This is a genomic window from Nocardia sp. NPDC057353 (assembly GCF_042667085.1).
Classification (GTDB): Bacteria; Actinomycetota; Actinomycetes; order Mycobacteriales; family Mycobacteriaceae; genus Nocardia.
Map to the genome: position 1 here is coordinate 56,965 of NZ_JBHVAK010000013.1, position 26,383 is coordinate 83,347.

At 71.0% G+C, this 26,383-nt stretch carries 26 protein-coding genes and 2 tRNA genes; 9 read left to right on the forward strand and 19 right to left on the reverse strand.

Features of this window, described 5'->3' with window-relative positions:
* Position 1 precedes the first annotated feature (1 nt).
* The 3 genes from ACFUUZ_RS09365 to ACFUUZ_RS09375 are packed head-to-tail and all read right to left on the reverse strand — an operon-like array spanning position 2 to position 1,793.
* Positions 2 to 451, reverse strand: a complete 450-nt coding sequence (locus ACFUUZ_RS09365) for a deaminase (RefSeq protein WP_378694224.1) — start codon at positions 449 to 451, stop codon at positions 2 to 4.
* Positions 451 to 1,119: a RibD family protein gene (locus ACFUUZ_RS09370; RefSeq protein ID WP_378694226.1), complete on the reverse strand. Its 669-nt coding sequence runs from the start codon at positions 1,117 to 1,119 to the stop codon at positions 451 to 453. Before ACFUUZ_RS09370 ends, ACFUUZ_RS09365 begins: the two co-directional genes overlap by 1 nt.
* A 29-nt stretch (positions 1,120 to 1,148) precedes the next feature.
* On the reverse strand, positions 1,149 to 1,793 hold the full coding sequence (locus ACFUUZ_RS09375; protein WP_378694227.1) for an aminodeoxychorismate/anthranilate synthase component II: 645 nt from the start codon (positions 1,791 to 1,793) through the stop codon (positions 1,149 to 1,151).
* A gap of 120 nt (positions 1,794 to 1,913) precedes the next feature.
* Here ACFUUZ_RS09375 and crgA point away from each other — a divergent pair, with 120 nt between their 5' ends.
* Positions 1,914 to 2,180 (forward strand): cell division protein CrgA, encoded by a 267-nt coding sequence (gene crgA, locus ACFUUZ_RS09380; protein ID WP_378694229.1) that lies wholly within the window; start codon positions 1,914 to 1,916, stop codon positions 2,178 to 2,180.
* 90 nt (positions 2,181 to 2,270) lie between these two features.
* Positions 2,271 to 2,729 carry a PH domain-containing protein gene (locus tag ACFUUZ_RS09385; protein ID WP_378694231.1) on the forward strand — a complete coding sequence of 153 codons (459 nt, stop codon included), beginning with the start codon at positions 2,271 to 2,273 and terminating at the stop codon, positions 2,727 to 2,729.
* A gap of 1 nt (position 2,730) precedes the next feature.
* Here ACFUUZ_RS09385 and ACFUUZ_RS09390 read toward each other — a convergent pair whose 3' ends face one another.
* Positions 2,731 to 3,597, reverse strand: a complete 867-nt coding sequence (locus ACFUUZ_RS09390; protein ID WP_378694233.1) for a rhomboid family intramembrane serine protease — start codon at positions 3,595 to 3,597, stop codon at positions 2,731 to 2,733.
* A gap of 121 nt (positions 3,598 to 3,718) precedes the next feature.
* Between ACFUUZ_RS09390 and ACFUUZ_RS09395 the strand changes: the two genes are divergently transcribed.
* Entirely contained in the window at positions 3,719 to 3,913 is a 195-nt protein-coding gene (locus ACFUUZ_RS09395) for a hypothetical protein (protein ID WP_378694235.1), read from the forward strand.
* 7 nt (positions 3,914 to 3,920) lie between these two features.
* Here the strand turns inward: ACFUUZ_RS09395 and ACFUUZ_RS09400 are convergent, their stop codons facing one another.
* The 6 genes from ACFUUZ_RS09400 to ACFUUZ_RS09425 all read right to left on the reverse strand — a co-directional run bounded on the left by ACFUUZ_RS09400 (position 3,921) and on the right by ACFUUZ_RS09425 (position 8,616).
* Entirely contained in the window at positions 3,921 to 4,778 is an 858-nt protein-coding gene (locus tag ACFUUZ_RS09400; RefSeq protein ID WP_378694237.1) for an ABC transporter permease, read from the reverse strand.
* Positions 4,775 to 5,815 carry an ATP-binding cassette domain-containing protein gene (locus ACFUUZ_RS09405; protein WP_378694240.1) on the reverse strand — a complete coding sequence of 347 codons (1,041 nt, stop codon included), beginning with the start codon at positions 5,813 to 5,815 and terminating at the stop codon, positions 4,775 to 4,777. Before ACFUUZ_RS09405 ends, ACFUUZ_RS09400 begins: the two co-directional genes overlap by 4 nt.
* Before the next feature lie 673 nt (positions 5,816 to 6,488).
* On the reverse strand, positions 6,489 to 7,451 hold the full coding sequence (locus ACFUUZ_RS09410) for an acyl-CoA dehydrogenase family protein (RefSeq protein WP_378694242.1): 963 nt from the start codon (positions 7,449 to 7,451) through the stop codon (positions 6,489 to 6,491).
* Between the two features lie 20 nt (positions 7,452 to 7,471).
* Positions 7,472 to 8,059: a restriction endonuclease gene (locus tag ACFUUZ_RS09415; protein WP_378694244.1), complete on the reverse strand. Its 588-nt coding sequence runs from the start codon at positions 8,057 to 8,059 to the stop codon at positions 7,472 to 7,474.
* 360 nt (positions 8,060 to 8,419) lie between these two features.
* Positions 8,420 to 8,492 (reverse strand) — tRNA-Ala (locus ACFUUZ_RS09420).
* 16 nt (positions 8,493 to 8,508) lie between these two features.
* On the reverse strand, positions 8,509 to 8,616 hold the full coding sequence (locus ACFUUZ_RS09425; protein WP_378694246.1) for a DLW-39 family protein: 108 nt from the start codon (positions 8,614 to 8,616) through the stop codon (positions 8,509 to 8,511).
* A 534-nt stretch (positions 8,617 to 9,150) separates the two neighbouring features.
* Here ACFUUZ_RS09425 and ACFUUZ_RS09430 point away from each other — a divergent pair.
* Positions 9,151 to 9,498, forward strand: coding sequence for a hypothetical protein (locus ACFUUZ_RS09430; protein WP_378694248.1), 348 nt, complete (start codon positions 9,151 to 9,153; stop codon positions 9,496 to 9,498).
* Between the two features lie 49 nt (positions 9,499 to 9,547).
* Here ACFUUZ_RS09430 and ACFUUZ_RS09435 read toward each other — a convergent pair.
* From ACFUUZ_RS09435 to dnaA, 9 genes are all read right to left on the reverse strand, one after another.
* Positions 9,548 to 9,621 (reverse strand) — tRNA-Ile (locus tag ACFUUZ_RS09435).
* A 101-nt stretch (positions 9,622 to 9,722) separates the two neighbouring features.
* Positions 9,723 to 11,024: a DUF3566 domain-containing protein gene (locus ACFUUZ_RS09440; protein WP_378694250.1), complete on the reverse strand. Its 1,302-nt coding sequence runs from the start codon at positions 11,022 to 11,024 to the stop codon at positions 9,723 to 9,725.
* Between the two features lie 39 nt (positions 11,025 to 11,063).
* The gene (gene gyrA, locus ACFUUZ_RS09445; RefSeq protein WP_378694252.1) at positions 11,064 to 13,565 is read right to left on the reverse strand and encodes a DNA gyrase subunit A; all 2,502 of its coding nucleotides are present in this window, start codon (positions 13,563 to 13,565) and stop codon (positions 11,064 to 11,066) included.
* A 73-nt stretch (positions 13,566 to 13,638) separates the two neighbouring features.
* Positions 13,639 to 15,681: a DNA topoisomerase (ATP-hydrolyzing) subunit B gene (gyrB, locus tag ACFUUZ_RS09450; protein WP_378694254.1), complete on the reverse strand. Its 2,043-nt coding sequence runs from the start codon at positions 15,679 to 15,681 to the stop codon at positions 13,639 to 13,641.
* Positions 15,682 to 15,978: 297 nt separating this feature from the next.
* On the reverse strand, positions 15,979 to 16,875 hold the full coding sequence (locus ACFUUZ_RS09455; protein ID WP_378694256.1) for an alpha/beta fold hydrolase: 897 nt from the start codon (positions 16,873 to 16,875) through the stop codon (positions 15,979 to 15,981).
* Between the two features lie 95 nt (positions 16,876 to 16,970).
* Positions 16,971 to 17,564 carry a DUF721 family protein gene (locus tag ACFUUZ_RS09460; RefSeq protein ID WP_378694257.1) on the reverse strand — a complete coding sequence of 198 codons (594 nt, stop codon included), beginning with the start codon at positions 17,562 to 17,564 and terminating at the stop codon, positions 16,971 to 16,973.
* A 298-nt stretch (positions 17,565 to 17,862) separates the two neighbouring features.
* Entirely contained in the window at positions 17,863 to 19,047 is a 1,185-nt protein-coding gene (gene recF, locus ACFUUZ_RS09465; protein WP_378694259.1) for a DNA replication/repair protein RecF, read from the reverse strand.
* Between the two features lie 38 nt (positions 19,048 to 19,085).
* Entirely contained in the window at positions 19,086 to 20,261 is a 1,176-nt protein-coding gene (gene dnaN, locus ACFUUZ_RS09470) for a DNA polymerase III subunit beta (RefSeq protein ID WP_378694261.1), read from the reverse strand.
* Positions 20,262 to 20,974: 713 nt separating this feature from the next.
* Positions 20,975 to 23,059, reverse strand: coding sequence for a chromosomal replication initiator protein DnaA (gene dnaA / locus ACFUUZ_RS09475; protein ID WP_378694263.1), 2,085 nt, complete (start codon positions 23,057 to 23,059; stop codon positions 20,975 to 20,977).
* Between the two features lie 587 nt (positions 23,060 to 23,646).
* Here dnaA and rpmH point away from each other — a divergent pair.
* The 5 genes from rpmH to ACFUUZ_RS09500 all read left to right on the forward strand — a co-directional run bounded on the left by rpmH (position 23,647) and on the right by ACFUUZ_RS09500 (position 26,296).
* Positions 23,647 to 23,790 (forward strand): 50S ribosomal protein L34, encoded by a 144-nt coding sequence (rpmH, locus tag ACFUUZ_RS09480; RefSeq protein WP_005516618.1) that lies wholly within the window; start codon positions 23,647 to 23,649, stop codon positions 23,788 to 23,790.
* 23 nt (positions 23,791 to 23,813) lie between these two features.
* Positions 23,814 to 24,248: a ribonuclease P protein component gene (rnpA, locus tag ACFUUZ_RS09485; RefSeq protein ID WP_378694266.1), complete on the forward strand. Its 435-nt coding sequence runs from the start codon at positions 23,814 to 23,816 to the stop codon at positions 24,246 to 24,248.
* A complete protein-coding gene (yidD, locus tag ACFUUZ_RS09490; protein ID WP_378694268.1) occupies positions 24,245 to 24,538 on the forward strand; it encodes a membrane protein insertion efficiency factor YidD in 294 nt (97 codons plus the stop codon). Before rnpA ends, yidD begins: the two co-directional genes overlap by 4 nt.
* 54 nt (positions 24,539 to 24,592) lie before the next feature.
* Positions 24,593 to 25,678 (forward strand): membrane protein insertase YidC, encoded by a 1,086-nt coding sequence (gene yidC, locus ACFUUZ_RS09495; RefSeq protein ID WP_378694270.1) that lies wholly within the window; start codon positions 24,593 to 24,595, stop codon positions 25,676 to 25,678.
* A 66-nt stretch (positions 25,679 to 25,744) separates the two neighbouring features.
* A complete protein-coding gene (locus ACFUUZ_RS09500; protein ID WP_378694272.1) occupies positions 25,745 to 26,296 on the forward strand; it encodes a protein jag in 552 nt (183 codons plus the stop codon).
* Positions 26,297 to 26,383: the final 87 nt, after the last annotated feature.

Sequence of the window (26,383 nt, forward strand, 5' to 3'; positions counted from 1 at the left end):
CTCAGGAGAGGTCGAGGTGGCGGTTCACCGCGCGCGCCGCCTCGGCCAGCTCGGGTAGCTCCAGCACCTCGACGCCGTGCTGCCGGAGCAGCTCGACGCCGACGCAGTCGGCCACGAAGGTGGCCGGTTCGCGCCAGGCGATCACCACGCGCGGGATTCCGGCGTCCAGCACGCGCTGCGTGCACGGACGCCTGCTCGCCGTGGCGCGCTGGGAGCAGGGCTCCAGCGTGCTGTAGAGCGTGGCCCGGCGCAGCCGCGGGTCGTCGGCGGGCAGCTTCGCCAGCACCGCCTCCTCGGCGTGGTTCTTCGGGTTCCCCTCGCGGGAGTAGCCGGTGGCCAGCTCGACGCCGTCCGTCACCAGGATCGCGCCCACCGAGAAGGCGGTCGCGCTGGGCGGGCTGAGCCGGGCGAGGTCGATCGCGCGGCGCAGGAATTCGTGGTCGTCGGGCATCAGCTCTCCTCTTCTCCGCGCGGCAGGTAGCGCAGCACGGCAACGTCACCGAGGGGCTGCACCCCGGCCAGCCGCATCCGGTGCGCGGGGCCGCCGGGGAAGGCGGCCTGGCCGACGAAGCGCGGCGCCGCCGCATCGCCCACCAGGATCGGCGCCACCGCCACGTGCAGCTCGTCGGCGAGCCCGGCGGCCAGGAAGGCGGTGTGCATGCGGGTGCCGCCCTCCACCATGAGCCGCCCGATTCCGCGCGCGCCGAGGTCGTCGAGGAGGGCGGCCAGGTCGAGGTCGGGGCCGAGGCTGCGCACCTCGGCCAGCCCGGCCAGCCGGTCGCCGAGCCTGGTCCGCCCCGCGTCGGTGGTGTAGACGAGCTTGGCGCCGCCGTGGTGCCAGAACCGCAGCCCGGCGTCGAGGTTCCCGAGCGCGGTCACGGTGATCTTGAGCGGGTACTCCGGCCTGCCCGCCGCCACCCGCGCGGCCCGCCGCTCCGCGCTGTTCACCAGCAGCCGCGGGTTGTCCCGGCGCAGCGTCTCGGCGCCGATCAGGATGGCGTCGGACTCGGCCCGCACCTGGTCCACCCGGTCGAAATCCGCGGCGTTCGAGAGCAGCAGCCGCTGCGGGCTCGCATCGTCGATATACCCGTCGATGCTGACGGCGACGGACAGCAGCACATGGGGCCGGGTAGGCGCACCCGCGCCGCTCACTGCGGCACCAGCGCGGCGACCTCCGCTTCCAGCGTCGCGACCAGCCCCTCGGCGGGGCGCTGCCCGCACACCTCGAGCCAGTTCGCGAGCATCCGGTGCCCGCCGCGGGTGAGCACCGACTCCGGGTGGAACTGCACCCCGTGGATCGGCAGCGTGCGGTGCCGCATCGCCATCACGATCCCGCTCTCGGTGCGGCCGAGCACCTCGATCTCCGGCGGCAGCGTCTCCTCCAGCACGGTCAGCGAGTGGTAGCGGGTGGCGGTGAAGGGGTCGGGCAGCCCGGCCAGCACCCCGGCCCCGAGGTGGTACACCTCGCTGGTCTTGCCGTGCAGCAGCTCGGGGGCGCGGGTGACGGTGCCGCCGAAGACCGCGCCGATCGCCTGGTGGCCGAGGCAGACGCCGAGCAGCGGCGTCGCGGCGGCGGCGCAGGCCCGCACCAGCTCCATGCTGACGCCCGCGCGGTCCGGCGTGCCGGGGCCCGGGCTGATCAGCACCCCGTCGTACTCGGCGGCGATTCCGGCCGGATCGGCCAATTCCGGGTCGTCGTTGCGCCACACCGCGGCCTCGACTCCGAGCTGGCCCAGGTACTGGACCAGGTTGAAGACGAAGCTGTCGTAGTTGTCGACGACCAGAACGCGCATCCCCCGAGCGTACTGGGCAGCGCAAACCGGTATTCGGGGCCGTGACCTGGTGGGCTAGCCTGGAACCCGAGACCACCCGGGCGGCCGGTACCCCGCCCGGACGCCGAACGCGAGGACACCATGCCGAAGTCGAAGGTCCGCAAGAAGACCGACTACACCATCAACCCGGCCAGCCGCACCCCCGTGAAGGTGAAGGCGCTCGGACCGTCGCCGGTCTGGTACGTCGCCATCATGCTGGGCTTCATGCTGGCGGGGCTGGTCTGGCTGCTCGTCTACTACCTGGCGGCCGAGCAGATCCAGTGGATGGCCGATCTCAACGCCTGGAACTTCCTCATCGGCTTCGGGCTCATGGTGGTGGGGCTGATCATGACCATGCGGTGGCGCTGACCTGCTTCACCGCGGAATCACACCGGTGTGTTTCATGCACACCTGTGGATGATTCTGTGGACAACTCGAGGACAACCTGGGGAGAAGGCCGTGAACGCCGGTGATACCGACGAGCGCACCACCTGGACCACCCCCGCCCCCGCCCTGGCCGCCGCGGCCGCGGGCGGGGTCGCGCTCGGCGTCGCCGCGTTCTTCGCCGCCGACCCGCCGAGCATGCTCCTGGTCGGGGTGGCCGCGCTCGGGCTGCTCGGGCTCGCCGCGCTCGGGCTGCGGCAGCGCCCGCGGGTGACGATCGTGCCCGGCGCCGAGCCGCAACTGGTCGTGCGCGGGCTCACCGGGCCGGTGGCCTATACCCGGCCGCAGATCCTGCGCGCGCGGATGACGCACTACCGCAGGCTGGGCCGGAAAACGCCGATGCTGGAGCTCGACGTCGAGCGGCCGGACCGGGACGACGACCGGCTGCTCATCTTCGGCCGCTGGGATCTCGGCGCGCACCCGGAGGAGCTGTTCGACGCCATGCTCCGGCACAACCTGGTGCACCGGAGCTAGATCAGACCAGGCTCATCCCGGCCGCGCCGATCACCGCGAGCGCCCCGAGCCCGACCGCGGCCAGGCTCACCCAGCCGACGGTGCGCGCCGCCTCCGGCGACTTCACCCCCACCCACTGCGGCAGGAAGAGCACCCCGAGCGTGGCGAGCGTGCCCGCGGTCAGCCCGCCCAGGTGCCCCCAGAGCGAGATGCCGGGCAGCGAGAGGCTGATGATCACGTTGATGCCGATCACGATGAGCATCTGGTTCGGGCTCTGCCGCAACCGGACCAGCACGACGGTGACCGCGCCGAAGAGGCCGTAGACCGCCCCGGACGCGCCCGCCGTCAGGCTGTCCTGGGAGAAGAGCATCACCCCCGCCGAGCCGCCGAGCAGCGCGACCAGGTACACCAGCAGGTACCGCGCCCGGCCGAGCACGAGCTCGCAGTCCCGGCCGACGACGTACAGCGCGAACATGTTGACCAGCAGGTGCAGCGGGCCGTAGTGCAGGAAGCCGGAGCCGAGCACTCGCCACCACTCGCCGTCCGCGACCGCGGGCGGGTAGAGCACCCACTCCAGGAAGAGCCGGGAGCGCTGGTTGTCCACCACGCTGTTCGCCTGCGCCGCGGTGATGCCGAAGATCGCCAGGTTGATCGCGATGAGCGCGTAGGTGACCAGCGGGCGCGGCGCGGCGCCCGCTGGCGCGCCCGCCACCGTGCGCACCTGCGGCGCGGAGCGCCGATCCTGCTGCAGGCAGTCGACGCAGTGCTGCCCCACCGCGGCGGGGCGCAGGCAGTCCGCGCAGGCCGGGCGGCCACACCGGGTGCAGGCGAGGCCGGTGACCCGATCCCGGTGCCGGACGCAGACGGGGGCGGGCGGTTGTGGTTGCATCGTCTCCCTCGCTCCGTTCCCGCCGCGCGGCGGTACCACCGGCCATCCTGCCATCTCTCGGAGATCGCGCAGGTCGGCAGGGGATTCGGCGCGATCGCGGCCGGTGTGCCACAGTGGTGCCATGAGCTCGGCTTCCCGCTCCCGCCTGCGCAACCGCCTGATCGCCGCGGCCGCCGTCACCGCCGCGGGCGCCGCCGCCGCGGTGGCCCGCAGCCGCCGCCCGCAGCCGCCCGCCCCCGCCCCGGCGCCGCCGCGCATCGGCTACACGCGCAGCGCGGGCATCGGCGAGCCGGAGCCGGGCGGCACCACCGCCTGACCGCGCCCTACCGGCTCACCGCGCGCTGGTACTGCCGCAGCGACACCGGGATGAAGACCGCCAGGATGACGACGACCCAGATCAGCGTGGTCGCCACCGGGTTCTGCATCGACCAGGCGTCCGACGGCGGCGCCACCGGGCTGGTGTTGCCGAACAGCTCGCGGCTGGCCTGCGCCAGCGCCGAGACCGGGTTCCACTCCGCGAACACCTTGAGCACGCCAGGCAGGTCATCGATCGGCACGAAGGTGTTGGCCAGGAAGGTGAGCGGGAAGATCACCATGAAGCTGGCGTTGTTGAACACCTCGGGGGTGCGCACCAGCAGCCCCACCGTCGCCATCATCCAGGACAGCGCGTAGGCGAAGAGCAGCAGCAGCGCGTAGGCGAGCACCGCGTCCAGCAGCGACCCGCGAATCCGCCAGCCGACCACGAGCCCGGTCAGCGACATGACCACCAGGCTGACCACATTGATCACCACATCGCTCACGGTCCGCCCGACGAGCACCGCGACCGGCGCCATCGGCAGCGACCGGAACCGGTCGATGATGCCCTTCTGCATGTCCTCGGCCAGCCCGGCGCCGGTGAAGGTGGAGCCGAAGACGACGGTCTGCACGAAGATGCCCGCGATCAGGAACTCGCGGTACCCGCCCTCCAGCCCGGGCACCTGGATCGCTGTGCCGAAGACGTAGGCGAAGAGCAGCACGAACATGATCGGCGACAGCGTCGCGAAGACCAGCACGTCCGGCACGCGCTTGATCTTGATGACATTGCGCTTGGTCACGGTGACGCTGTCGATCACCACGATGCGCAGCCGTTCCACCAGCCCGGGGTCGCCGGGCAGCTGCACCGGCGTACTCGTGGCGGTCATCGGGTCCGTCCTTCCGTCGATTCGAGCTCCTTGGCGGACCGCGCGGGCGCCGCGTCCGGGGTGAAGCGGGCATCCTCGCCGTCGGCGGGCTGCCGCTCCTCGGCCTCGTGGCCGGTGAGGGTGAGGAAGACGTCGTCGAGCGAGGGCCTGCGCAGCGCGATGTCGCGCAGCCGGATGTCGTTCTCGGCGAGCCTGCCGATCGTGGCGACCAGCGCCGACGAGCCGTCGCTCACCGGCACGGTGAGCCTGCGCAGCCCCTGCTCGACCTGGATGTCGCCGTCCGCGAGGCCCTGCAGGAGCTGTTGCGCCGCAGCCACCTTCGCCTGGTCGTCGACGGTGAGCTCGATCCGGTCGCCGCCGACCATGGACTTGAGTTCGTCGGCGGTGCCCTGCGCGATCACGGTGCCGTGGTCGATCACCGCGATGGAGTCGGCCAGCCGGTCCGCCTCCTCCAGGTACTGGGTGGTGAGCAGCAGCGTGGTGCCACCCGCGACCAGTTCCTCGATGACGTCCCAGAGGTCGAACCTGGCCCTCGGGTCCAGCCCCGTCGTCGGCTCGTCGAGGAAGAGCACCGGCGGGTTCGCCACCAGCGCGCCCGCCAGGTCGAGCCTGCGGCGCATGCCGCCGGAGTAGGTGCGCACCGGGCGGTCGCCCGCGTCGCTGAGCCGGAACCGGTCGAGCAGCTCCGTGGCGCGCTCCTTGGCGCGCTTGGTCCCGAGGTGGTAGAGCCTGCCCACCATCTCCAGATTCTCGAAGCCGGTGAGGTATTCGTCGACGGCCGCGTACTGGCCCGATGTCCCGATCCGGGAGCGCAGCTTGCGTGGATTGCCGAGGACATCGATCCCGGCGACGGTGGCCTTCCCGGCGTCCGGGATGAGCAGCGTGGTGAGCACGCGGACCGTGGTGGTCTTGCCCGCGCCGTTCGGGCCGAGCAGCGCGGTCACCGTGCCCTCCGGCACCGTCAGGTCGAGTCCGTCCAGCGCCACCACCTTGCCGTACCGCTTGACCAGCCCCTCGGCGACGATTGCGTCGGGCATGATTCTCCTGAGTTCGTGGCGGACCGATTCGGGCGCCAGTATTACTCCGGGGTCCGACAGATTCCATCGAATTCTCCGGGTTTTCGGCGAAAATTTCCGCGCTGCCTGCGCGAACGCCGATTCGATTCGACCGGGAGGGCCGCACCCCGCGACGCTCGGGGTTACCGCGGGGTGCGACCGGATCCCATCCTGGGTCGCCGCCCGCGCTCCGAACACGCGTAGTGGACTACTCGACCGCTCCCCGGGGTGACCGCGACACGCGGGACGGCGACGTTCACCCGCGCCGATCCGCTCCGGTCCGGGGGCGCCGCCCCACCGGCAGGCACCGCCGCGAATTGTCCGGTTGTTGACGGGTATACCAATGCGGGCCAGCCCTTTTGGCAAACTTCGGGCACCCGCCATCCGGACCGGCCCGCGGGCCGCCGCGGCCGCACCGGGGTGCCGCCCGCCGCACCCGGGAAAATTCTCCGAAAGTGGTGCTTGCCACGCACCCGCGAACGCGAATCTTCGCGTAGGATCGTTGTCGTCGGCCCCTCCCCCCCGGGCCGACCACACGCGGGCCTCGGCTAACTCCCCCCCTTCGCCGAGGCCCGCTCCCCTTTTTCCAGGAAGTTTCGCCGTCCCGCCGCCGGGGCATTCCCGGTGCCGGAGCGAGCGCCGGGCTACCCGCCGGTCACCCCCGGGCGATGGCCTGCCAGGCGGCGCTGGTGCGCAGCGCGCGCACCCGCTCGGCGGTGTTCAGCAGCCGCCGATCGCGCTCCCAGCGCTCCCTGACCACCGGATCGGCCGAGTTCCACAGCGATCCGATCTGGGCGAGCAGCTGGTCGACCAGATCCAGCGTGCCCGCCAGCGCGATGTGCACCGCGGGCGACTTCGCCACCGCGAGCACCGGGTCCGGCGGCCCGGCGGGCACCGCGGGCGCACCGGACGGCCTGCCGAGCCCGAGCCCGCGCACCTCGGCCACCGCGCCGAGCAGCCGCTGCACCATCGCGGGCGGCCAGCCTGCCTGCCTGGCCACCCGGACCAGCTGCCCGAGCGTCGCGGCGAGCACGTGCGCGTCCTCGAAGGTGCGGAACGGCTTGAGGTGGTCGGCGTAGCCGTCGCCGAGCAGCGGAACCGCCGGTGCGTCGGTGAGCGTCAGGACGGCGTGCGGGATCTCCGGCGCGAAGGGGGTCGGGGGCAGCGGCTCGGCGCGAACCCCGGGACCGCGCGGGTCGACCATCGCGGTGCGCACGGTGTTCCTGCCGTCCGCGCCCGGCCCCGCGCTCGCGACCACCACCAGCACGTCGGCCTCGGTGCCGAGCGTGGCGAAGGTCTTGGTCCCGCTGACCGTCCAGCCGTCGCCCCGCGGCCGCAGCGCCGTCTCGATGACGGCGGGGTGCGCCCCGCCCGCCTCCGTGGCGGCCAGCGACACCAGCGCCGCCGACGGCAGCCCGGGCAGCAGCGCCCGTAGCGCCTCCTGGTAGCCGGCGACGAAGGCGTAGCCGAGCCGGTCGGCCGCCCAGCCGCCGAGCACCGCGGCATCGATCGTGTCGGCGCAGCGCGCGGTGACCAGCCGGTGCGCGGACCAGGCCGCGGCGACCGAATCGAGCGGGTCGCCGCCGGGCGCGCCGGTGAGCAGGTGATCGAGCAGCACGCCCAACGGTAACCGGTCGCTCACTCCCACGGCGGCGGCCCCTCCCCGGTCTGCCACGCGGTGAGTTCGTGGTTGTCCACCAGCACGATCCCCATGTGCGCCGCGTACTCCCGCGCCTGCTTGCGGAACCCGCCCGCGGTGGTGACCACCGCGGCCACGTCGGCGCCGTGCACCGCGAAGCAGGTGCCGCCGAACTTCTGCAGATCCGGCCCCGACACCCAGTTGTCCACCCGGTACCGCTTGGCCTGCAGCACGATCCGCCTACCGTCCGGAGCGCGGGCGACGACATCGGCCCCGAGATCACCGGCCCCACCGACCACCGCGACCCTGGTGCACCCGTCCCGCCTGCACAGATCGGCCAGCGCGTGCTCGAACTGCCCCGCGCTCATCTCGGCGAAGGTCAGCGCCGCCCGGATCCGCCGCTCCCGCCGCAGCCGCCTGCGCGCCGCCAGCCCGCTCCACCACATGCTCACCGCGATCACCGCGCCGACCAGCAGCAGCGCCGCCACCGCGACCAGCGCCGCGTTCTCGGAGATCCACCGCCAGACCGGCGCCGCCACGATCGCGAGCAGCACCAGCGCCACGACCGCCGAGACGGCGCCGTTCACCCCCCTGCTCCGCGCCCGCCTACCCCTGTTCGCCACGCGCACCCCTACACGTATCCACCGACAATGCGCCCACCCTACGGGCAGGCGCCGACAGCTATGGAGTAGAAAGCTGGACTTCCTGTAGTCAGCCCAGCCCTTCGAGCGGGCGCGATCCGACGATTTCGTCGGCCACGCGGTCGCCTGTTTCGCGAGCGATTATCTCGACGTCGTGGGTGGTGACGCCCGACGCCGGGCGGTGTTCACCCGGCGTCGGGCGTGGGGATCACTCTGTTTGTCCAGCTGCGCGCAGTGATTCGAGAGGGCTCGCCTCGAGCGCACATCGCCCCCTACCCGTTGTCACAGGTAGAGGGCGAAGAATTGTGGAGCCTAGGGGAATCGAACCCCTAACCCCTGCCTTGCAAAGGCAGTGCTCTGCCAATTGAGCTAAGGCCCCGAGCCGAGGATCCGCGTCAGCGGGAAGTGACCTCGTTCCAGAGATCGGCTTCGTCCCGCTTGCGGAGCTTGGTAACCGCGAGGAGTACCGCTGCCACGACTCCGACGGTGAGAAGAAGCTTCATGGTTCCACCCTACTGTGCGCGTTACCGGGGAGTGGATCGGGGAGTCTCCCTACCACCGTCGTACCGGACCAGGGTACCGACTGAGTGGGCCCCGGCCTAACCGGTCAGCCACCCGCCCAGTGCGGCGCTGAGCCTGGGCCGGCCGAGGAGCCCGAAGTGGTGCACCGCGTTGGCGATCTCGAAGCCGATGCGGTCGCCCGGTGCGGAGAGCGCAGGCGCGCGGATCCGGCCACCGCCTCGATGCTCGACGCCGACCCGCGCGGCAGTGCGCGCAGAGTCGCCGCATCCAACCGTAGCTGTGCTCGATCCCAGGCGATCTCGCCGCTGTCGAGCGCCGCCATGAGCCGCTCCCAACCACGCCCGAGTCAGCGTAGGAATTTCCCGCACTCAGCGGTATCCGCTGTTTCGCCGACAGTGCGCCCGTCGACAGCCGGACGCCGAAGCGACTTTCGCCAGTTTCTCCGCGGGCAGTGGAACCGACGGCACCCCGGCGCCGTCGAAAGGAGTAGCTCGGCAACAGAACAGGGGCAGCGAATGCGCGCATTCCTCGTCGCACTGATCTTCATCCTGGTAGCCATCGCCTGCGCCCTCGCAGCAGCGAAGGGCTTCCGCGGTACCGCGACCAGCTCGACCGAGGGCTGGGGCGCGGAGATCCCCGACACCACTCGCACCGACCCGGCGCGCCGTAAGCGGGCCAATGACCTCGTTGCGTGGTGCGAGACGACGGCGGCTCTGCTGTGCCTGCCGCCGGCCTGCTATGCGCTGTGGGTTGCCGCCGACCCGGAGGGCGAGATTCCGCTGCCCATTCTGATTGGTTTGGCCTGCTACTCGGTCGCGGTGTTCTCGCTGGCCGGATACCCCATCGAGAAGATCAAACGGTGAACCCCACCGAACTCGCGGGAACCTTACGGAGTGTGTGAAGACAAAGGAGTGGGCCTAGGAGGACTTGAACCTCCGACCTCTTCGTTATCAGCGAAGCGCTCTAACCGCCTGAGCTATAGGCCCGTGTCGTTCGACCGGATCGAACGTGTCGAGAGTACACAACACCACCTCCCGGGACCAAAACGGCTGGTAGCGCCGTACGAGGCGCTACCAGCCGGAGTGGTCTAGTCCGGGTCGGCGAGCGTCACCTGGATGCCGCCGACGAGGTCGCAGCACTGGTTGTAGATGAACACCCCGACGGTGCCGAGCGCGGTGAAGAGCACCACGTTCACCAGCCCGATGACGCCCGCGTAGCCGAAGACCGTGCCCGCGTCGATCAGGCTGGCCGAGCCGCCCTCCTGGGAGACCATGTCGCCGAGCGTGGTGTCCAGCCGCTCCCAGACCCCCATGCCCTCCAGCACGATGTAGAGCAGGCCGACGGCGAGCATCCACACGAAGAACATGGCGACGCTGATGACCAGCGTGATCTTCAGGGTCGACCAGGGGTCGATCCGGCGGATCTGCACCGTCGCGCGCAGCGGCTCGCCCGCCTGCACCGCCGCCGCCACGGCGACCGGGGCGGAGGGCGAGATCGGCTGCGGCTGCTGCTGGCCGGGGGTGTAGTGCGGCAGCGACGGGTCCGGCTGCGGCTGCTGCTGCGGCAGCGGGTGCCGGATATCGGAGAGATCCGGCATGTCCTTGACCAGCTCCGGCCGCGAGATGCTGCGGGTGGGGCCGTCGATGCCGACCGACTTGGTCATCGCCGCTTCCTTGCGGGCGGCCTTGGCGGCGAGGTCGGCGGTGGTCCTGGCGTTGGTCACGCCGCCGCCGAGCCCGGCCGAACCGGCAGGGCGGCCGGTGACCGGCGACTGGCCGGGGCGGTACAGGTTGGACTGCGGCTCCCGCTGCGGCAGGTTGGACTGCGCCTCGCGCTGCGGCAGCTGCCCCCAGCCGCCGTCCTTGAAGCCCTGCTGCCCGCCCGCGCCGCCGTTCTCCTGCCCCGGCGTCTTGCCGCCGAGCCGCACGGTCTCCTGGTCACCGGTCTTCGGGGCCTCGGGCGCCCGCTCCCCACCGACCTGCTGGCCCTGCTGGCCACCCTGACCCTGCGCACCCTGCCCCTGCTGCTGGCCTTGCGCGCCCTGACCCTGCTGCGCGCCCTGCGGGCCGTACGACGCCCCCTGGCCGGGGCCGCCGGACCCCTGCCCCGGCCTCCCCGACTGCCCTTGCGCCGCAGCCGGATTCGAACTACCCGGCTGCCGCTGCGGCAGCTGGCCGGTGCCCTGCTTCGGCGCGCCCTGGTTGTTCTGCGGACCCTGCCCCTGCGCCTGCGCGGCAGGCGCCTGGCCCTGACCATTGCCCGGCGCATCCGTTCCGTTCTCGCCTCCCGGACGCGGAATCGGGCGCGGCGGGATGGGTGACGGTGCGATCCGCTCGGTCACGCCGTTCGTCTGCTGGCGCTCGTCGTTCGGCTGATTCGGAGTGGTCAATGGGATTCCTTGGGTCCGTTCTGTGCCGCCGCTGGAGGACTACTGCTGGGAGGAACCGGGGTCTTCGACCTGATCGGGCTCGTCGGCATTGCGTGCGATTGCAAGCAAGGTATCCCCATCGCCGAGGTTCATCAATCGCACGCCCTTGGTCTGCCTGCCCGCCCTGCGGACCTGCCTCGCCGCGGTCCGGATGACGCCCCCGACGGAGGTGATCGCGTAGAGCTCGTCGTCGTCGTCGACGATGAGTGCCCCGACAAGCGTGCCACGCTTGGCATCGAACTGGATGGTCAGTACCCCCTTACCGCCGCGGCCCTGCGCGGTGTACTCCTCGATGGCGGTGCGCTTGGCGTAGCCGCCCGAGGTCGCCACCAGGAGGTAGGTGCCGGAGCGCACCACGTTCAGCGAGAGCAGCTCGTCCGAGGCGTTGAAGCGCATGCCCTGCACGCCGGAGGTGGCGCGGCCCATCGGGCGCAGCGCCTCGTCGGTGGCGGCGAAGCGGATCGACTGCCCCTGGGCCGAGACCAGCAGCAGGTCCTCCTCGGCGGAGCAGAGCACCGCGCCGACCAGCTCGTCGGTGTCGCGCAGGTTCACCGCGACGATGCCGCCGCTCCGGTTGGAGTCGAAGTCGGTCAGCCGCGACTTCTTGACCAGGCCGTTCTTGGTGGCGAGCACCAGGTACGGCGCGTCGGCGTAGGTCTTGATCTGGATGATCTGGGCGATCTTCTCGTCCGGCTGGAAGGCGAGCAGGTTGGCCACGTGCTGGCCGCGCGCGGTGCGGTTGGCCTCCGGCAGCTCGTACGCCTTGGCCCGGTACACCCGGCCCTTGTTGGTGAAGAAGAGCAGCCAGTCGTGCGTCGAGGTCACGAAGAAGTGCTTGACGATGTCGTCCTGCTTGAGCCCTGCGCCCTGCACGCCCTTGCCGCCGCGCTTCTGGCTGCGGTAGAGGTCGGTCCTGGTGCGCTTGGCGTAGCCGGTCTCGGTGATGGTGACGACCACGTCCTCGCGGGCGATCAGGTCCTCGTCGGCGACGTCGCCGTCGGCCGAGACGATCTGGGTGCGCCGGTCGTCGCCGTACCGGTCGACGATCTCGGCGAGCTCGTCGCGGACGATCGCGCGCTGCCGCTCCGGCTTGGCCAGGATGTCCTTGTAGTCGGCGATCTCCAGCTCGATCTTGGCCAGGTCGTCGACGATCTTCTGCCGCTCCAGCGCCGAGAGCCTGCGCAGCTGCATGTCCAGGATGGCGGTGGACTGGATCTCGTCGATGTCGAGCAGCTGCATCAGCCCGGTGCGCGCGGTGTCGGTATTGGCCGAGCGGCGGATGAGCGCGATCACCTCGTCCAGCGCGTCCAGCGCCTTGACCAGGCCGCGCAGGATGTGGGCCCGCTCCTCGGCCTTGCGCAGCAGGTACTTCGTGCGCCGGATGATGACCTCGATCTGGTGGTTCACGTAGAACCGGATCATCTGGTCCAGGCGCAGCGTGCGCGGCACGCCCCCGACGATCGAGAGCATGTTGGCGCCGAAGCTGGTCTGCAGCTGGGTGTGCTTGTAGAGGTTGTTCAGCACCACCTTGGCGACGGCGTCGCGCTTGACGGTGATCACGATGCGCAGCCCGACCCGGTCCGACGACTCGTCGTGGATGTCCGAGATGCCCGCGATCTTGCCGTCCTTGACCTGCTCGGCGATCGCGTTGATGAAGTTGTCGGTGTTGACCTGGTAGGGCAGCTCGGTGATGACGATCGTGGTGCGGCCGCGGTTGTCCTCCTCGATCTCCACCACCCCGCGCATCCGGATCGAGCCGCGGCCCGTGGTGTAGGCGTCGTGGATGCCCTGGGTGCCGACGATCAGCCCGGCGGTCGGGAAGTCCGGGCCCTTGATCCGCTCCATGCAGGCCGCGAGGGTGGTCTCCTCGTCGGCGTCGTGGTTGTCCAGCGCCCAGTAGATGGCGGCGGCGAGCTCGGTGAGGTTGTGCGGCGGGATGTTCGTCGCCATGCCGACCGCGATGCCGTTGCTGCCGTTCATCAGCATGTTCGGCACGCGGCTCGGCAGGACCGTCGGCTCCTGCGTCTTGCCGTCGTAGTTCGGGATGAAATCGACCGTCTCGTGGTCGATCTCGCGCAGCATCTCCATGGCCAGCGGCGTCAGCCTGCACTCGGTGTAGCGCATGGCGGCGGCGCCGTCGTTGCCGCGCGAGCCGAAGTTGCCCTGGCCGTCGACGAGCGGGTACCGCATGGACCACGGCTGGGCCATCCGGACCAGGGTGTCGTAGATCGCCGAGTCGCCGTGCGGGTGGTAGTTGCCCATGGTCTCGGAGACCGGGCGGGCGGACTTCACGTAGCCGCGGTCCGGGCGGTGGCCGTTGTCGTACATCGCGTAGAGGATCCGGCGGTGCACCGGCTTCAGGCCGTCGCGCACCGCGGGCAGCGCGCGGCCGACGATCACGCTCATGGCGTAATCGATGTAGCTGTTCTGCATCTCCTGCTGGATGTCGACCGGTTCGATCCGGTCGCCCGCGCCGTTCGGTGGCAGCGTGGTGTCGGTCATGCGGGAAGTCTCCTTGGTGGGCTGACGTGCGGGAACGCGGGAGCGCCGCCGCTGGGCGGCGGCGCGTCACCGGTTACACGTCGAGGAAGCGGACGTCCTTGGCGTTGCGGGTGATGAAGCTGCGGCGGGCCTCGACGTCCTCGCCCATCAGCACGCTGAACAGCTCGTCGGCGGCGGCCGCGTCGTCCAGGGTGACCTGGCGCAGCACCCGGACGCTGGGATCCATGGTGGTCTCCCACAGCTCCTTCGGGTTCATCTCGCCGAGACCCTTGTAGCGCTGGATGCCGTCGTCCTTGTTGATCTTCTTGCCCGCCGCCAGCCCGGCCTCGAGCAGGCCGTCGCGCTCCCGGTCGGAGTAGGCGAACTCGGCCTCGCCGCGCTGCCACTTGAGCTTGTACAGCGGCGGCTGCGCCAGGTAGACGTGGCCGTGCTCGACCAGCGGCCGCATGAAGCGGAAGAGCAGGGTGAGCAGCAGCGTCGAGATGTGCTGGCCGTCCACGTCGGCATCGGCCATCAGCACGATCTTGTGGTACCGCAGCTTGGCGATGTCGAACTCGTCGTGGATGCCGGTGCCGAACGCGGTGATGATCGACTGCACCTCGTTGTTCTTGAGGACCCGGTCGATGCGCGCCTTCTCGACATTGATGATCTTGCCGCGGATGGGCAGGATCGCCTGGTACATGGAGTCGCGGCCGGACTTGGCCGAGCCGCCTGCCGAGTCGCCCTCCACGATGTAGATCTCGGACTTGTGCGGGTCCTTGGAGCGGCAGTCGGCCAGCTTGCCCGGCAGCCCGCCCAGGTCGGTGGCGGACTTGCGGCGCACCAGCTCGCGCGCCTTGCGCGCGGCGACCCGGGCCTGCGCCGAGGAGACCGCCTTCTGCACGATGGTCTTGGCGTCCGCCGGGTTCGCCTCGAACCAGTGCTGCAGGTGCTCGTTGCAGGTCTTCTGCACGAACGACTTGACCTCGGTATTGCCCAGCTTGGTCTTGGTCTGCCCCTCGAACTGCGGCTCCCCGACCTTGACGCTCACGATGGCGGCGAGCCCCTCGCGGATGTCGTCGCCGGTGAGGTTGCCGTCCTTCTCCTTGAGCAGCTTCTTGTCCTTGGCGTACCGGTTCACCACCGTGGTCAGCGCCGCGCGGAAGCCCTCCTCGTGGGTGCCGCCCTCGTGCGTGTTGATGGTGTTGGCGAAGGTGTGCACCGACTCCGAGTAGCCGGAGTTCCACTGCATGGCGACCTCGAGCTCGTGCCCGGTGCCCTTGCCGGTGAAGCCGACGACGGAGTTGTGGATCGCCTGCTTGGTGCGGTTGATGTGCCGGACGAAGTCCTCCAGGCCACCGGGGTAGTGGTAGGTCCTGGTCTTGACCTTCTGCTCGGCCTGCTCGGCGGCCGCCTCGTCGGCGTGCTTCGGCGCCGCGGCGGTGTCGCCCGCCTCGTCCGCGGTCACCTCGTCGGCGGTCACCCGCTGGTCGGTGAGCTTGATGGTCAGCCCCTTGTTCAGGAACGCCATCTCCTGCAGCCTGCGGGATACCGTCTCGAAGTTGTAGACCGTGGTCTCGAAGATCTCCGGGTCGGCCCAGAACCGCACCGTCGTGCCGGTGGCGGAGGTGGCGTCGCCCTGGATCAGCTTGCCGGGCGAGGCGTCCTTGTAGGTCTGGTTCCAGTGGTAGCCGTCGCGATCGATCTCCACCTCGACGGTGGTGGAGAGCGCGTTCACCACCGAGATGCCGACGCCGTGCAGGCCGCCGGAGACCGCGTACGAGTCCGAGTCGAACTTGCCGCCCGCGTGCAGCTGTGTCATGACGACCTCGACGGTCGGCACCCCCTGGGCGTGCATCTCCACCGGGATGCCGCGGCCGTCGTCGACCACCTCGACGCCGCCGTCGGCGAGCAGGGTCACCTCGACCTTGCTCGCGTACCCGGCCATCGCCTCGTCGACCGAGTTGTCCACCACCTCCCAGATGAGGTGGTGCAGGCCGCGCTCACCGGTCGAGCCGATGTACATGCCAGGGCGCTTGCGGACCGCCTCCAGCCCTTCGAGCACCGTGATGGAGGAGGCACCGTAGTCCTGCTTGCCCGTTGTCGAGCTCGATGCGTTGGAGTCCTTGGCAGCCACTGGTCGGTAGCTCTCCTTACTTGCTGATCCCGGCCTCTCGCCCGGCGCGCGCACACGTGCCCCCCGACCGGTGCGGTTGGGGAGATCACGCCGATCCACGGGTGGCGGTGCCGATCGAGCCGAGCGCCTCGCCGCTGGTTACCTCACCATCCTACTGGCAGGGGCGACATACGCGGTACCTGCGACACCCCTGAGAGCTTCCAGGAGCCCTGAAATCGGATTCCGGCGGGACCGGTCCGCCTCCGAGCGCTCCGAAAGGCATCTCCGGGCGATCAGGGGGCAGTGCGGAGCGGGACCTCAGCTCGCCCGCGCGGCGCCCGCCCCGGCGATGAAGCCCGCGGCCGCGGCGGCCAGCTCGGCCGGGTGCGAGAGCGGGGTCCAGTGCCCGCCGTCCAGCCGCACGGTGTGGAGGTCGCGCACCCAGTTCGGCGCCTCGGCGTGCACCACCGGGCGCACCGCGCGGTCGCCGGTAGCGACCACCAGCTGCACCGGGACCTCGACCGGGCGCGGACGCGGCGCGCGCAGCCTGTGCCGGATATTGGCCCGGTACAGCCGCAATCCGTTCACCATGTCGCGCGCGAGGGTCGGCGCCGGGGTGACGAGGGCGGGGTCGATCCCGTCGAAAAACGTCAGGAAGGCGGGCCAGCGCGGGGCCAGCAGCCGGAGCACCGGGTCGGGCAGCCCGGGAATCTGGAAGGCGACGGTGTACGCCGAGGCCACCGACTGCTGCAGCGCGCCCGCCACCCGGCTCGCGCTGCGCGGGCCGCGCAGGTAGGCGCCGAGGTAGTCGAGGTTGGGGCCGGAGACGCAGGTGAAGGAGGCGATGGCGGCGGCCGCGTCCGGCGCGGCGGCGACCTCCCAGCCGAGCACGCCGCCCCAGTCGTGGCCGACCAGGTGCGCCCGCTCGCCCGGTGCGACGGCGGCGAGCACCGCGCGCACGTCGGCGGCGAGCTCTTCGATCCGGTAGTCCGGGACCGCCGCGGGGACGGTGCTCGCGCCCGCGCCGCGGTTGTCGAAGGCGATGACGCGGTGCTCCGCCGCCAGCTCGTCGGCGACCGACCCCCAGAGCGCGTGCGTGTCCGGCCAGCCGTGCACCAGCAGCACGGGCGGGCCGTCCGGGGCGCCGGTCTCGAAGACGGCCAGGTCGACGTCGCCGCGGCGCACGGTCACGGTGGGTTCGGCGGGGAAGGCCATCGACAATCCTTTCGCAGGCGCGGACGGTTCCACGTGAAACCGGTGCCGCCTCGTCGGGATTGAATGTAACACTGAGTATCAGATAACTGCCAGACTCAGCCGTAGGTGTCGCGCGGGCCGCGGCCCTTGACGTGCCGGTCGCCCTTGCGCCAACTCGGCGCCGCGGGCCCGGCGATGCGCAGCGAGGTCACCACGCCGGGGCCGACCGCCGCGGTGATCTTGGCCAGGATCTGGCTCTGCAGCATGCGCAGCTGGGTCGCCCACGCGGTGGACTCCGCCTGGATGTGCAGCACCCCCTCGCGCAGCGAGACCGGGGCGGCGTGCGCCGCGACGTCCTCGCCGACCACCCCGGCCCAGCGGCCGAAGATCACCCCCTCGGCGACCTTGGCCGACCAGCCCCTGCTGCGAACCAGCGAGCCCGCCAGGCTGGAGAAGAGCTGGGGGTCGCGCTGGTCCGGCCCGGCGCCGGACCAGCCGCTGCGCCTGCGGCCCGCGCGCCGCGCGCTCCGGCGCGGCGAGGCGCGGCCCTGCCCGACCGACTTTCCGGCGGCGCGGGCGGCGGCCCGCGCCTCCTCCAGCGCACGCCGGGCGAGGTCGATTCCGCGCAGCTCCGGCTGCTCGCCCTGACCGGTCGTCGGCGCTGGTGACGGCGGTGTGGGCGGGCCGCCCGCATCGTCGTGATCGGTCATCGGGGCGCTCCCTTCACCGCTGCGCCGGAGAGTTATCCCCAGGTTTCGCACGTTATCCACAGGTGCTGCGGATACCGGCTCCGCTGCTCGCCCGAGCGCACCCCACCGGCGCCTCTGCCCGTCGAACGCCTGTTCGCGGTAGGTTTTTGCACTGCTCGAAAGACTTGCGGAAGGCCTCGAGCAGCGGTTTACCGGTCACCGGCGCGCCGGTTGTCCCGACTTTCTCCACAGGTACCTGGTGATGGTCCGGAAGTCCGGGGAGAACTGGGGATGGTGTCCGAGGGCCGCGCGCGCCGTGTCACTCTACGGCAGCGCCTGCGTCCGCGGCGAGCCGGGAGATCCGGCTGTCCCGGTCCCCGGTGGTGTGCACCCGCAATGGCCTCGCATCCAGCTCCGCCGGCACGTCCTCCGGCACCGCCGCGGTGATCAGCACCTGCTCGGCGGCGGCCGCGACCGCCGCCAGCGCGGAGCGCCTGCGCCGGTCCAGTTCGGCGAAGACGTCGTCGAGCAGCAGCACCGGTTCGGCGCCCGCGCCGCGCAGCAGCTCGAAGGCGGCCAGCCGCAGCGCCAGCGCGAACGACCAGGACTCCCCGTGGCTGGCGAAGCCCTTGGCCTGGCCGCCGCCGAGCAGCAGCTCCAGGTCGTCGCGGTGCGGGCCGACCAGGCACACCCCGCGCTCCAGCTCCCGCGGCCGCGCCGCCGCGAGCTCGCGCAGCAGCACCGCCTCCAGCTCGGCCGCGTCGGTGTCGGCGGGCGGGCGGGCCGGGTCGAGCAGCTCGGGGGGCAGGTAGCCGCTGCGGTAGCCGATCGCGGCGGCCCTCGACTCCGGGGCCAGCGACCGGTACGCCTCGGTCAGGTGCGGCGCCAGGTCGTGCACCAGCCGCAGCCGGTGCTCGAGCAGCACCGCGGCGTGCGCCGCGAGGTGCCCGTCCCACACGTCCAGCGTGCTCAGGTCGGAGCGCGACCGTGCCTGCCGTCCCGCCGTCTTGAGCAGCGCGGCGCGCTGCCGGAGCACCCGGTCGTAGTCCGAGCGCACGGCGGCGAGCCGGGGCAGCCGCGCGGTGGCCAGCTCGTCCAGGAAGCGGCGGCGCTCCCCCGGGTCGCCGCGCACCAGCGCGAGATCCTCCGGGGCGAAGAGCACGGTGTGCAGGATGCCGAGGATCTCCCGCGGCCTGCGCGCGGGCGAGCGGTTGATCTGCGCGCGGTTCGCGGCGCCCTGGTTCAGCTCCAGATCGACCCGCAGCTCCCGGCCCGCGTTCACGACCGTGGCGCCGATCCGGGCGCGCTCGGTGCCGGTGCGGATCAGCGGGGCGTCGGCGGAGACCCGGTGCGAGGCGAGCGTGGCGAGGTAGCCGAGCGCCTCCAGCACGTTGGTCTTGCCGTTGCCGTTCGCCCCCAGGAGCACCGTGCGGCCTGGGGACAACTCGACATCGAGGTGTTCCCAGGAGCGGAAGTCCCGCAGCGCGAGCGCGCGCACGAACATGCGCTACCCCCGCGCGGCGGGACCGGGCCGCGCGCCGCTCACCCGGGCAGCCGGACCGGCATCAGCAGGTAGGTGTACGGGCTCTCGATGGCCGCGAACGCCCCCGACTCCGCGGGCTGCGGCTCCTCCTCGGTGGCGGGCAGCAGCACGGCGGGGCGGCTCGGCGTGGTGAAGCCGAAGGTCACCCGCTCCGCGTGCAGCGCGGAGAGGCCGTCCACCAGGTAGCCGGGGTTGAACGCGATGGTCAGCGGCTCGCCGCGGAACTCGACCTCCAGCCACTCCTCGGCGCGCCCCGCGTCGTCGCCGCCCGCCGAGAGCTGCAGCCCGTCCGCGGAGAACTCCAGCCGGACCTGGGCGCCGCGCTCGGCGACCAGCGCTACGCGCTTGATCGCCTCGGTGAGCGGCGCGACCCCGAGCGTGGCGATCGAGGTGTGCTCCTTGGGGAGCAACTGGCGGAACTTGGGGAATTCGGCGTCGAGCAGCCTGGTGGTGGTCCGCCGCCCCCCGTTCACGATGCCGAGCAGCCCGTCCGCGCCCGCGCCGGTGCCGAGCGAGAGCTGGACCGGGGCATCGGCGGAGCCGAGCGTCTTGGCGGCCTCGGAGAGCGTGCGCGCGGGGATCAGCACCGCGGTCTGCACGTCCGGGCGGGCGGGCTGCCACTCCAGGTGCCGCACCGCGAGCCGGAACCGGTCGGTGGCGGCCAGCACCACCTTCTCGCCCTCGATCTCCACCCGGATGCCGGTGAGCATCGGCAGCGTGTCGTCCCGCCCCGCCGCGACGGCGACCTGCCCGACCGCGGCGCCGAACACGTCGACCCCGACCGAGCCGGTCTGCTGCGGCACCTCCGGCAGCTGTGGATAGTCCTCCACCGGCATGGTCGGCAGCGAGAACTTGGCGCTGCCGCAGGCGATGAGCACCCGGGTGCCGTCCAGCGAGACGTCGACCGGCTTGTTCGACAGCGACTTGGTGATGTCGGCGAGCAGCCGCCCGGAGACCAGCACCCGGCCCGGCCCCGCGACCTCGGCCGCGACCCGCATCTGCGCGGAGACCTCGTAGTCGAAGCCGGAGACGGTCAGCCCGTCCTCGTCGGCGACCAGCAGCACGCCGCCGAGCACCGGCACCGGCGGCCGGGACGGCAGGCTGCGCGCCACCCAGGCCACGGAGTCGGCGAAGTCCTCGCGGGCGACCCGAAACTTCATGCCGGCAAGCTCCATCGCCCGACCTGTCCCTTCCCGTTGGCGTCCAGTTCCGTGCTCCGTGCCCACGCAGTTTCGCACACGCGACAGACATCAAACCGTACTCGCGCGGTCGAGCGCCCATCGCCCGAACCCCGGCTCCGCCTCCCTGCTCCGCGTCGCCCACCGGCCGCGAGCCCGTCGCACCGTTTTCCACACAGCCTGTTTCAAAAGAGATTTCTCTAGGAGAAGAACTGAAGCAGTAGTAGGTCCTGTGGAATCTGTGGACTCGAGGCGATTTCGCAGGTCGGGCGGCGTGGTGCCCTGGGGATGACCGGTGAGTGGCTCGAGGATGAACCGGGGGTGGCTGTGGACGGACGAAAGTTATCCACCATCCATCCTCGAGTCATCCACCGGTTGTTCCACCATCGGACCCCAGTTGTGCACACCTGTGCAGGAATCCGTGGACTACCTTGGGATTCCTCGAGGAGTCCACAGGAACTCCTCGAGGAATCCACACCCCTCTGACCGGTATCCGCGCAGCTCAGTGCCTGGGAGTGAAATCGCCTGTGGAAACTGGGGATTCCCCACCTGTGCACAACGCTCCCGAGGGTCAGCGCCGAGCCTGTGGAGCAATCGGTGGACAACCCTGTTGATTCCTCGAGGATTCCCTGTGGATTCCTCGAGGAATCCACAGGCACAAAAAATGCACTGCCCCTGGTCAGGGGCAGTGCACAGGTGTTAGCGAAGGATCAGCGCGAACGCTGCTTGATCCGGGCTGTGAGTTCTTGCACCTGGTCGTACACCCGGCGCCGCTCGGTCATCTCCTTGCGCACCTTCTTCTCGGCGTACATGACCGTGGTGTGGTCGCGGCCGAAGGCCTGGCCGATCTTCGGCAGCGAGAGGTCGGTGAGCTCGCGGCACAGGTACATGGCGATCTGCCTGGCCTGCGCGAGCGGCCGCGCCTTCCCCGGCCCGGTGAGCTCCTCCATGGTGGTGTTGAAGTACTCCGCGGTGACGGCCATGATCGTCGCCGCGTTGATCTCCAGCGCCGCGGTGTCCGGCATGAGGTCGCGCAGCACCACCTCGGCCAGCGAGATCTCCAGCGGCTGGCCGTTCAGCGAGGCGAAGGCGGTGACCCGGATCAGCGCGCCCTCCAGCTCCCGGATATTGCGCTCGACCCGGCTCGCGATCAGCTCCAGCACGTCGTGCGGGACGTCGAGGCGGTCCATCCGCGCCTTCTTGCGCAGGATCGCGATCCGGGTCTCCAGCTCCGGCGGCTGCACATCGGTGATCAGCCCCCACTCGAACCGGGTGCGCAGCCGCTCCTCCAGCGTGGCGAGCTGCTTGGGCGGCCGGTCCGAGGAGACCACGATCTGCTTGTTCGCGTTGTGCAGCGTGTTGAAGGTGTGGAAGAACTCCTCCTGGATGCCCTCCTTGCCCTCGATGAACTGGATGTCGTCGACGAGCAGGATGTCGGTCTCTCGGTAGCGCCGCTTGAAGGCGACCTTGCGGTCGTCCCGCAGGCTGTTGATGAAGTCGTTGGTGAATTCCTCGGTGGAGACGTACTTGACCCGCATGCCGGGGAAGAGCCGCTGCGCGTAGTGCCCGGCCGCGTGCAGCAGGTGCGTCTTGCCGAGGCCGGAGGCGCCCCAGACGAAGAGCGGGTTGTAGGCCCTGGCGGGCGCCTCGGCGATCGCCACCGCGGCCGCGTGCGCGAACCGGTTCGAGGCGCCGATGACGAAGGTCTCGAAGGTGTACTTGGCATTGAGGCTGGCCGACGAGGGCGGCGCCGAGCTCTCCTGGCTCTTGGCGAAATAGGTCGGCCAGGCATTGCGCACCGGGACCACCGGCTCGTCGTCCGGCGCGGCGGGCTGCTCCGGTTGCGGCGCGGCCTGGTCGTCCGGCTCGTCGTCCCGGCTCCAGCCGCGGGCGGGTAGCTCGGTGTCGAAGAGCGACTCCTGACCCGTGCGCGCGCCGTCCCTGCGCTCCGCGCCGGGCTGCGCGAAGCCGCGGTCGCCCGGATCGGCGCCGTCGAAGCCGCGCTGGTCGCCGTCGCGGGCGCGCTCCGGGTACGGGCGCTGCCGCTCGCCGTCGTACCCGCGCAGCTCGTCGCCATCGCCGAACCGGGGCGGCTCGGCGTACCGCGGCTCGGCGTAGCGCGGGGCGTTCTCGTACCCGGCGTCGTCGGCGCCGGGGAACGGCCTGCGCTCGGCGCCGTCCTCCTCCGGCTGCCTGCCGAAGCCACCGCGGTCGCCGTAGCCGGGGTAGCGGGCGGGCGCGCCGTCCGGCTCGGCGGAGTAGCCGTAACCGGGCCTGGTGCGGTAGGCGGTGTCGCCCTGGTACTCGTTCTCCTCCGGGTATCCGGGCTCGGCGAAGCGGGCGCCGCCCTGGTAGCCGGGCTCGCCGCGGTACTCCTCGCGCGGCGCGGGCTCGGCGGGTTCGGCGGATTCGTAGCGGCCGTACCCGGTGCGCGCGGGCTCGGCCTCCGGCCGCGAGGTCATCCTGGCGTGCCTCGCCCCGGTGCCCGAGCGCTCCGGCGTGCCGGGCGCGGGCGCCGCGATCCGCACCCCGAGCCCCTCGACCTGCGGGCCGAGCCTGCGGCCGAGCGAGCGCAGGATCGGTTCGCGCAGGTCGCGCTCGATCGCCTCCTGCGCCAGCGAGGACGGCACCGACAGCAGCGCGAACCCCTGCGCGACGGTCAGCGGCTTGACGAGCTTGAGCCAGGCCTGCTGGGCGCGGGAGACCGCCGCGATCGTGCCGTCCGGCGAACCGGCGGTGAGCTCGGCGACCACCTCCGGCCAGACGGTGGCCAGCACATTCTGCTCGTCGTCCATGCAATTGCCTCCCCGGAATCGGTCGAGTGGAGCGGACGGCCGAAGGACGCGATGATCGGGCGCGCACCCGTGATCCCGCATACATCCGAAGCCGGCTCGAAGCTGCCCGAATCCCCCGTCCGGACCGCGGCGTGGCACCGTCGGCTCTACGAATATGCCACCCGGCCGGTGATTACACACAATTTATCCACAGATGTGGAGAACCCTGGGGATGAAGGGAAAAGCCCCGGTGAGCGCCGCTATGTGGCCTGGACCTGCACTTCTGTAGCTACCGATGAGCAACTGCGGTCCGGCGGGCGGGGCCCGGGTGCCGGGGAGATGTGGACGAACTCACGATAGCCGGTGGGGCTGCGGTGCGGAAGGGAGGGGGTGCGCACCGTGCCGGGGGCCAGTTTGACCTGCTCGAACGGGCTCAGTACCCTCAGACAGTCATCCCCCGGTGTGATGGGTGGTCCTGTGCTGACCGTAATCGGTCGTGATTGACCGACTGTGCGCCGGGACTGATCCGCGCCGCGAGGCCGGACAGATGTATCACCGACAAGCTTCGGGTGCCGCGCGGCGCCCATCGACTCGAGGAGTGTTGAACCGTGGCCAAGGGCAAGCGGACGTTCCAGCCGAACAACCGTCGTCGGGCGCGGGTGCACGGCTTCCGCCTCCGGATGCGCACCCGTGCGGGTCGCGCCATCGTCTCGGCGCGTCGCCGCAAGGGCCGCGCCGAACTGACTGCCTGATCTGATCGCTCTCGGACGCTCGGGTGTTGCCTGAGCCGTATCGGTTGCATCATCGTGCCGATTTCTCCCGGACGGTGCGCCGCGGCCAGCGAATCGGGAGACGAGATCTGGTCGTGCACGCGTTCACGCACGAGTACGACCAGGGCTCCGGCACGTCCGCAGCCCCCGGGAGCGAGCTAACGCAGGTTCCACCGGCCGAGCCGGAGGTCCGCATCGGCGGGCCCCGCTTCGGCCTGATCGTCAGCAAGGCGGTGGGCAACGCGGTGATCCGTCACCGCGTCGCCCGCCGCCTGCGTCATCTGTGCGCCCAGGTGCGGCCCGAGCTGCCCGCGGATATCGACATCGTGATCCGGGCGCTCCCCGGCTCCGCCGCCGCGGGCACGGACGACCTGCTCCGGCAGCTCCGCGCGGCGCTGCGCAGGCTCGGGCTGACCGAGCGGGCCGGTGGTCCGTCGTGAAGCGCGCGGCCGGGTTGGTCCGGCTCCCCGCACGAGCGCTGATCTTCCTGATCGAGCTGTACCGGACGTACGTGTCCCCCACCCGCATGCCGATCTGCCGGTTCACCCCCACCTGTAGCGAGTACGCGGTCACCGCGCTGCGCACCAGGGGGCTGGTGATCGGGCTCTTGCTGACGGTCGTGCGTTTGGTCAAATGCGCGCCCTGGCACCCTGGTGGGTGGGACCCGGTTCCGGAGCGGAAGCGGGACGCGCGCCGCACCGCGGACGCGGCGGGGCCGAAGGCTTGGTAAAGGATCGCCGCACGCGGTGATCGGCGAGACGTAACGACGGGAGTACACAGAACCGTGCTCGATTTCATCTACTATCCGGTGTCCTGGATCCTCTGGTTCTGGCATCGAGTATTCGGGTTCGTGTTCGGCGCGGACAACGGTCTCAGCTGGTCGCTGGCGGTCGTCTTCCTCGTCTTCACGCTGCGGTTGGTGCTCTACAAGCCGTTCGTGCGCCAGGTGCGCACCACCAAGCAGATGCAGGAGCTGCAGCCGCAGATCAAGGAGCTGCAGAAGAAGTACAAGAACGACCGCCAGAAGATGGCGCTGGAGATGCAGAAGCTGCAGAAGGAGAACGGCTTCAACCCGCTCATGGGCTGCCTGCCGATCCTCGCCCAGGTGCCGGTCTTCCTCGGTCTGTTCCACGTGCTCCGCTCGTTCAACCGCACCGGCCACGGCTTCGGCCAGCTCGGCATGAGCGCCTACGACAACGCGCACACCCCCAACTACGTCTTCAGCGCGACCGACGTCCAGTCCTTCCTGAGCGCGCGCATCTTCGGCGCGCCGATCTCCGCGTTCATCACCGCGCCCGCCTCCGAGCTGCAGGCCTTCGCCGACTGGGGTGGGGTGCCGAGCAAGCTGAGCATCGCGCTGGTCGCCATCCCGCTCATGGTGATCGCCAGCATCGCGACCCACTTCAACGCGCGCGCCTCGGTCGCCAGGCAGACGCCGGAGGCCGCGGCCAACCCGCAGGCCGCGATCATGAACAAGCTCGCGCTCTGGGTGTTCCCGCTCGGCGTGCTCGTCGGTGGCCCGTTCCTGCCGATCGCCATCCTGCTCTACTGGGTCTCCAACAACATCTGGACCTACGCGCAGCAGCACCTCGTCTTCGGCCGCATGGAGAAGGAAGAGGAAGCGAAGAAGCAGGCGAAGCTGGAGCAGCGTTCGCAGAACGCCCCGAAGCCGGGCGCCAAGCCGGTGGACACCAGGAAGAAGCCGCAGCAGTCCGGCGCCGGGTCGGAGGAGGCCGCGAGCACCAACGGCTCCGAGCCCGCCGCCAAGCCGCCTGCCAAGGCGGCCGGGAAGAACTCCGGCCAGAAGCGGCCCGGCGGGCAGAAGCGCCCGGCCAACCGCGGCCGGGCGAACCAGAAACGTAGGCGCTGATCGCTGTCCGCTGTCGCGGGGAACGAGGCGAACGCTCCCCGCGGAGAACAGGTGAAGGAAGAACACATGACTGCTGAGATCGACGGAGGGGACGCCACCGTGGCGACGACGACTGTGCACGCCGATCCGGAGACCGACGAGGTCGAGAGCGACGCGGAAGAGGCGCTCATCGAAGAGGGGGAGATCGCGGGCGACTACCTCGAGCAGCTGCTCGACGTGCTCGACTTCGACGGTGACATCGACCTCGATGTCGAGGGCGACCGCGCCGTGGTGAGCATCGACGGCGGGAAGGATCTCGCCAAGCTGGTCGGGCGCAACGGTGAGGTCCTGGACGCGCTGCAGGAGCTGACCCGGCTCGCGGTGCAGCAGGCGACCGGCGAGCGCAGCAGGCTCATGCTCGACGTCGCGGGCTGGCGGGCCAAGCGCCGCACCGAGCTGAGCGCGCTCGGCGAGGCGGCGGCGCAGCGGGTGCTCGCCAGCGGCGCCCCCGAGCCGCTGGTGCCGATGACGCCGTTCGAGCGCAAGATCGTGCACGACGCGGTCGCGTCGGTGGACGGCGTCGCGAGCGAGAGCGAGGGCGTCGAGCCGAACCGGCACGTGGTGGTCGTCCCTGCGTGACCCGGCCCGCCGCGGCGGATGATTGGATAGGGCCTCTGGTCTTCGGACCGGGGGCCCTCGCCGTGTCCGGGGGTCTCGTGTCGTCGG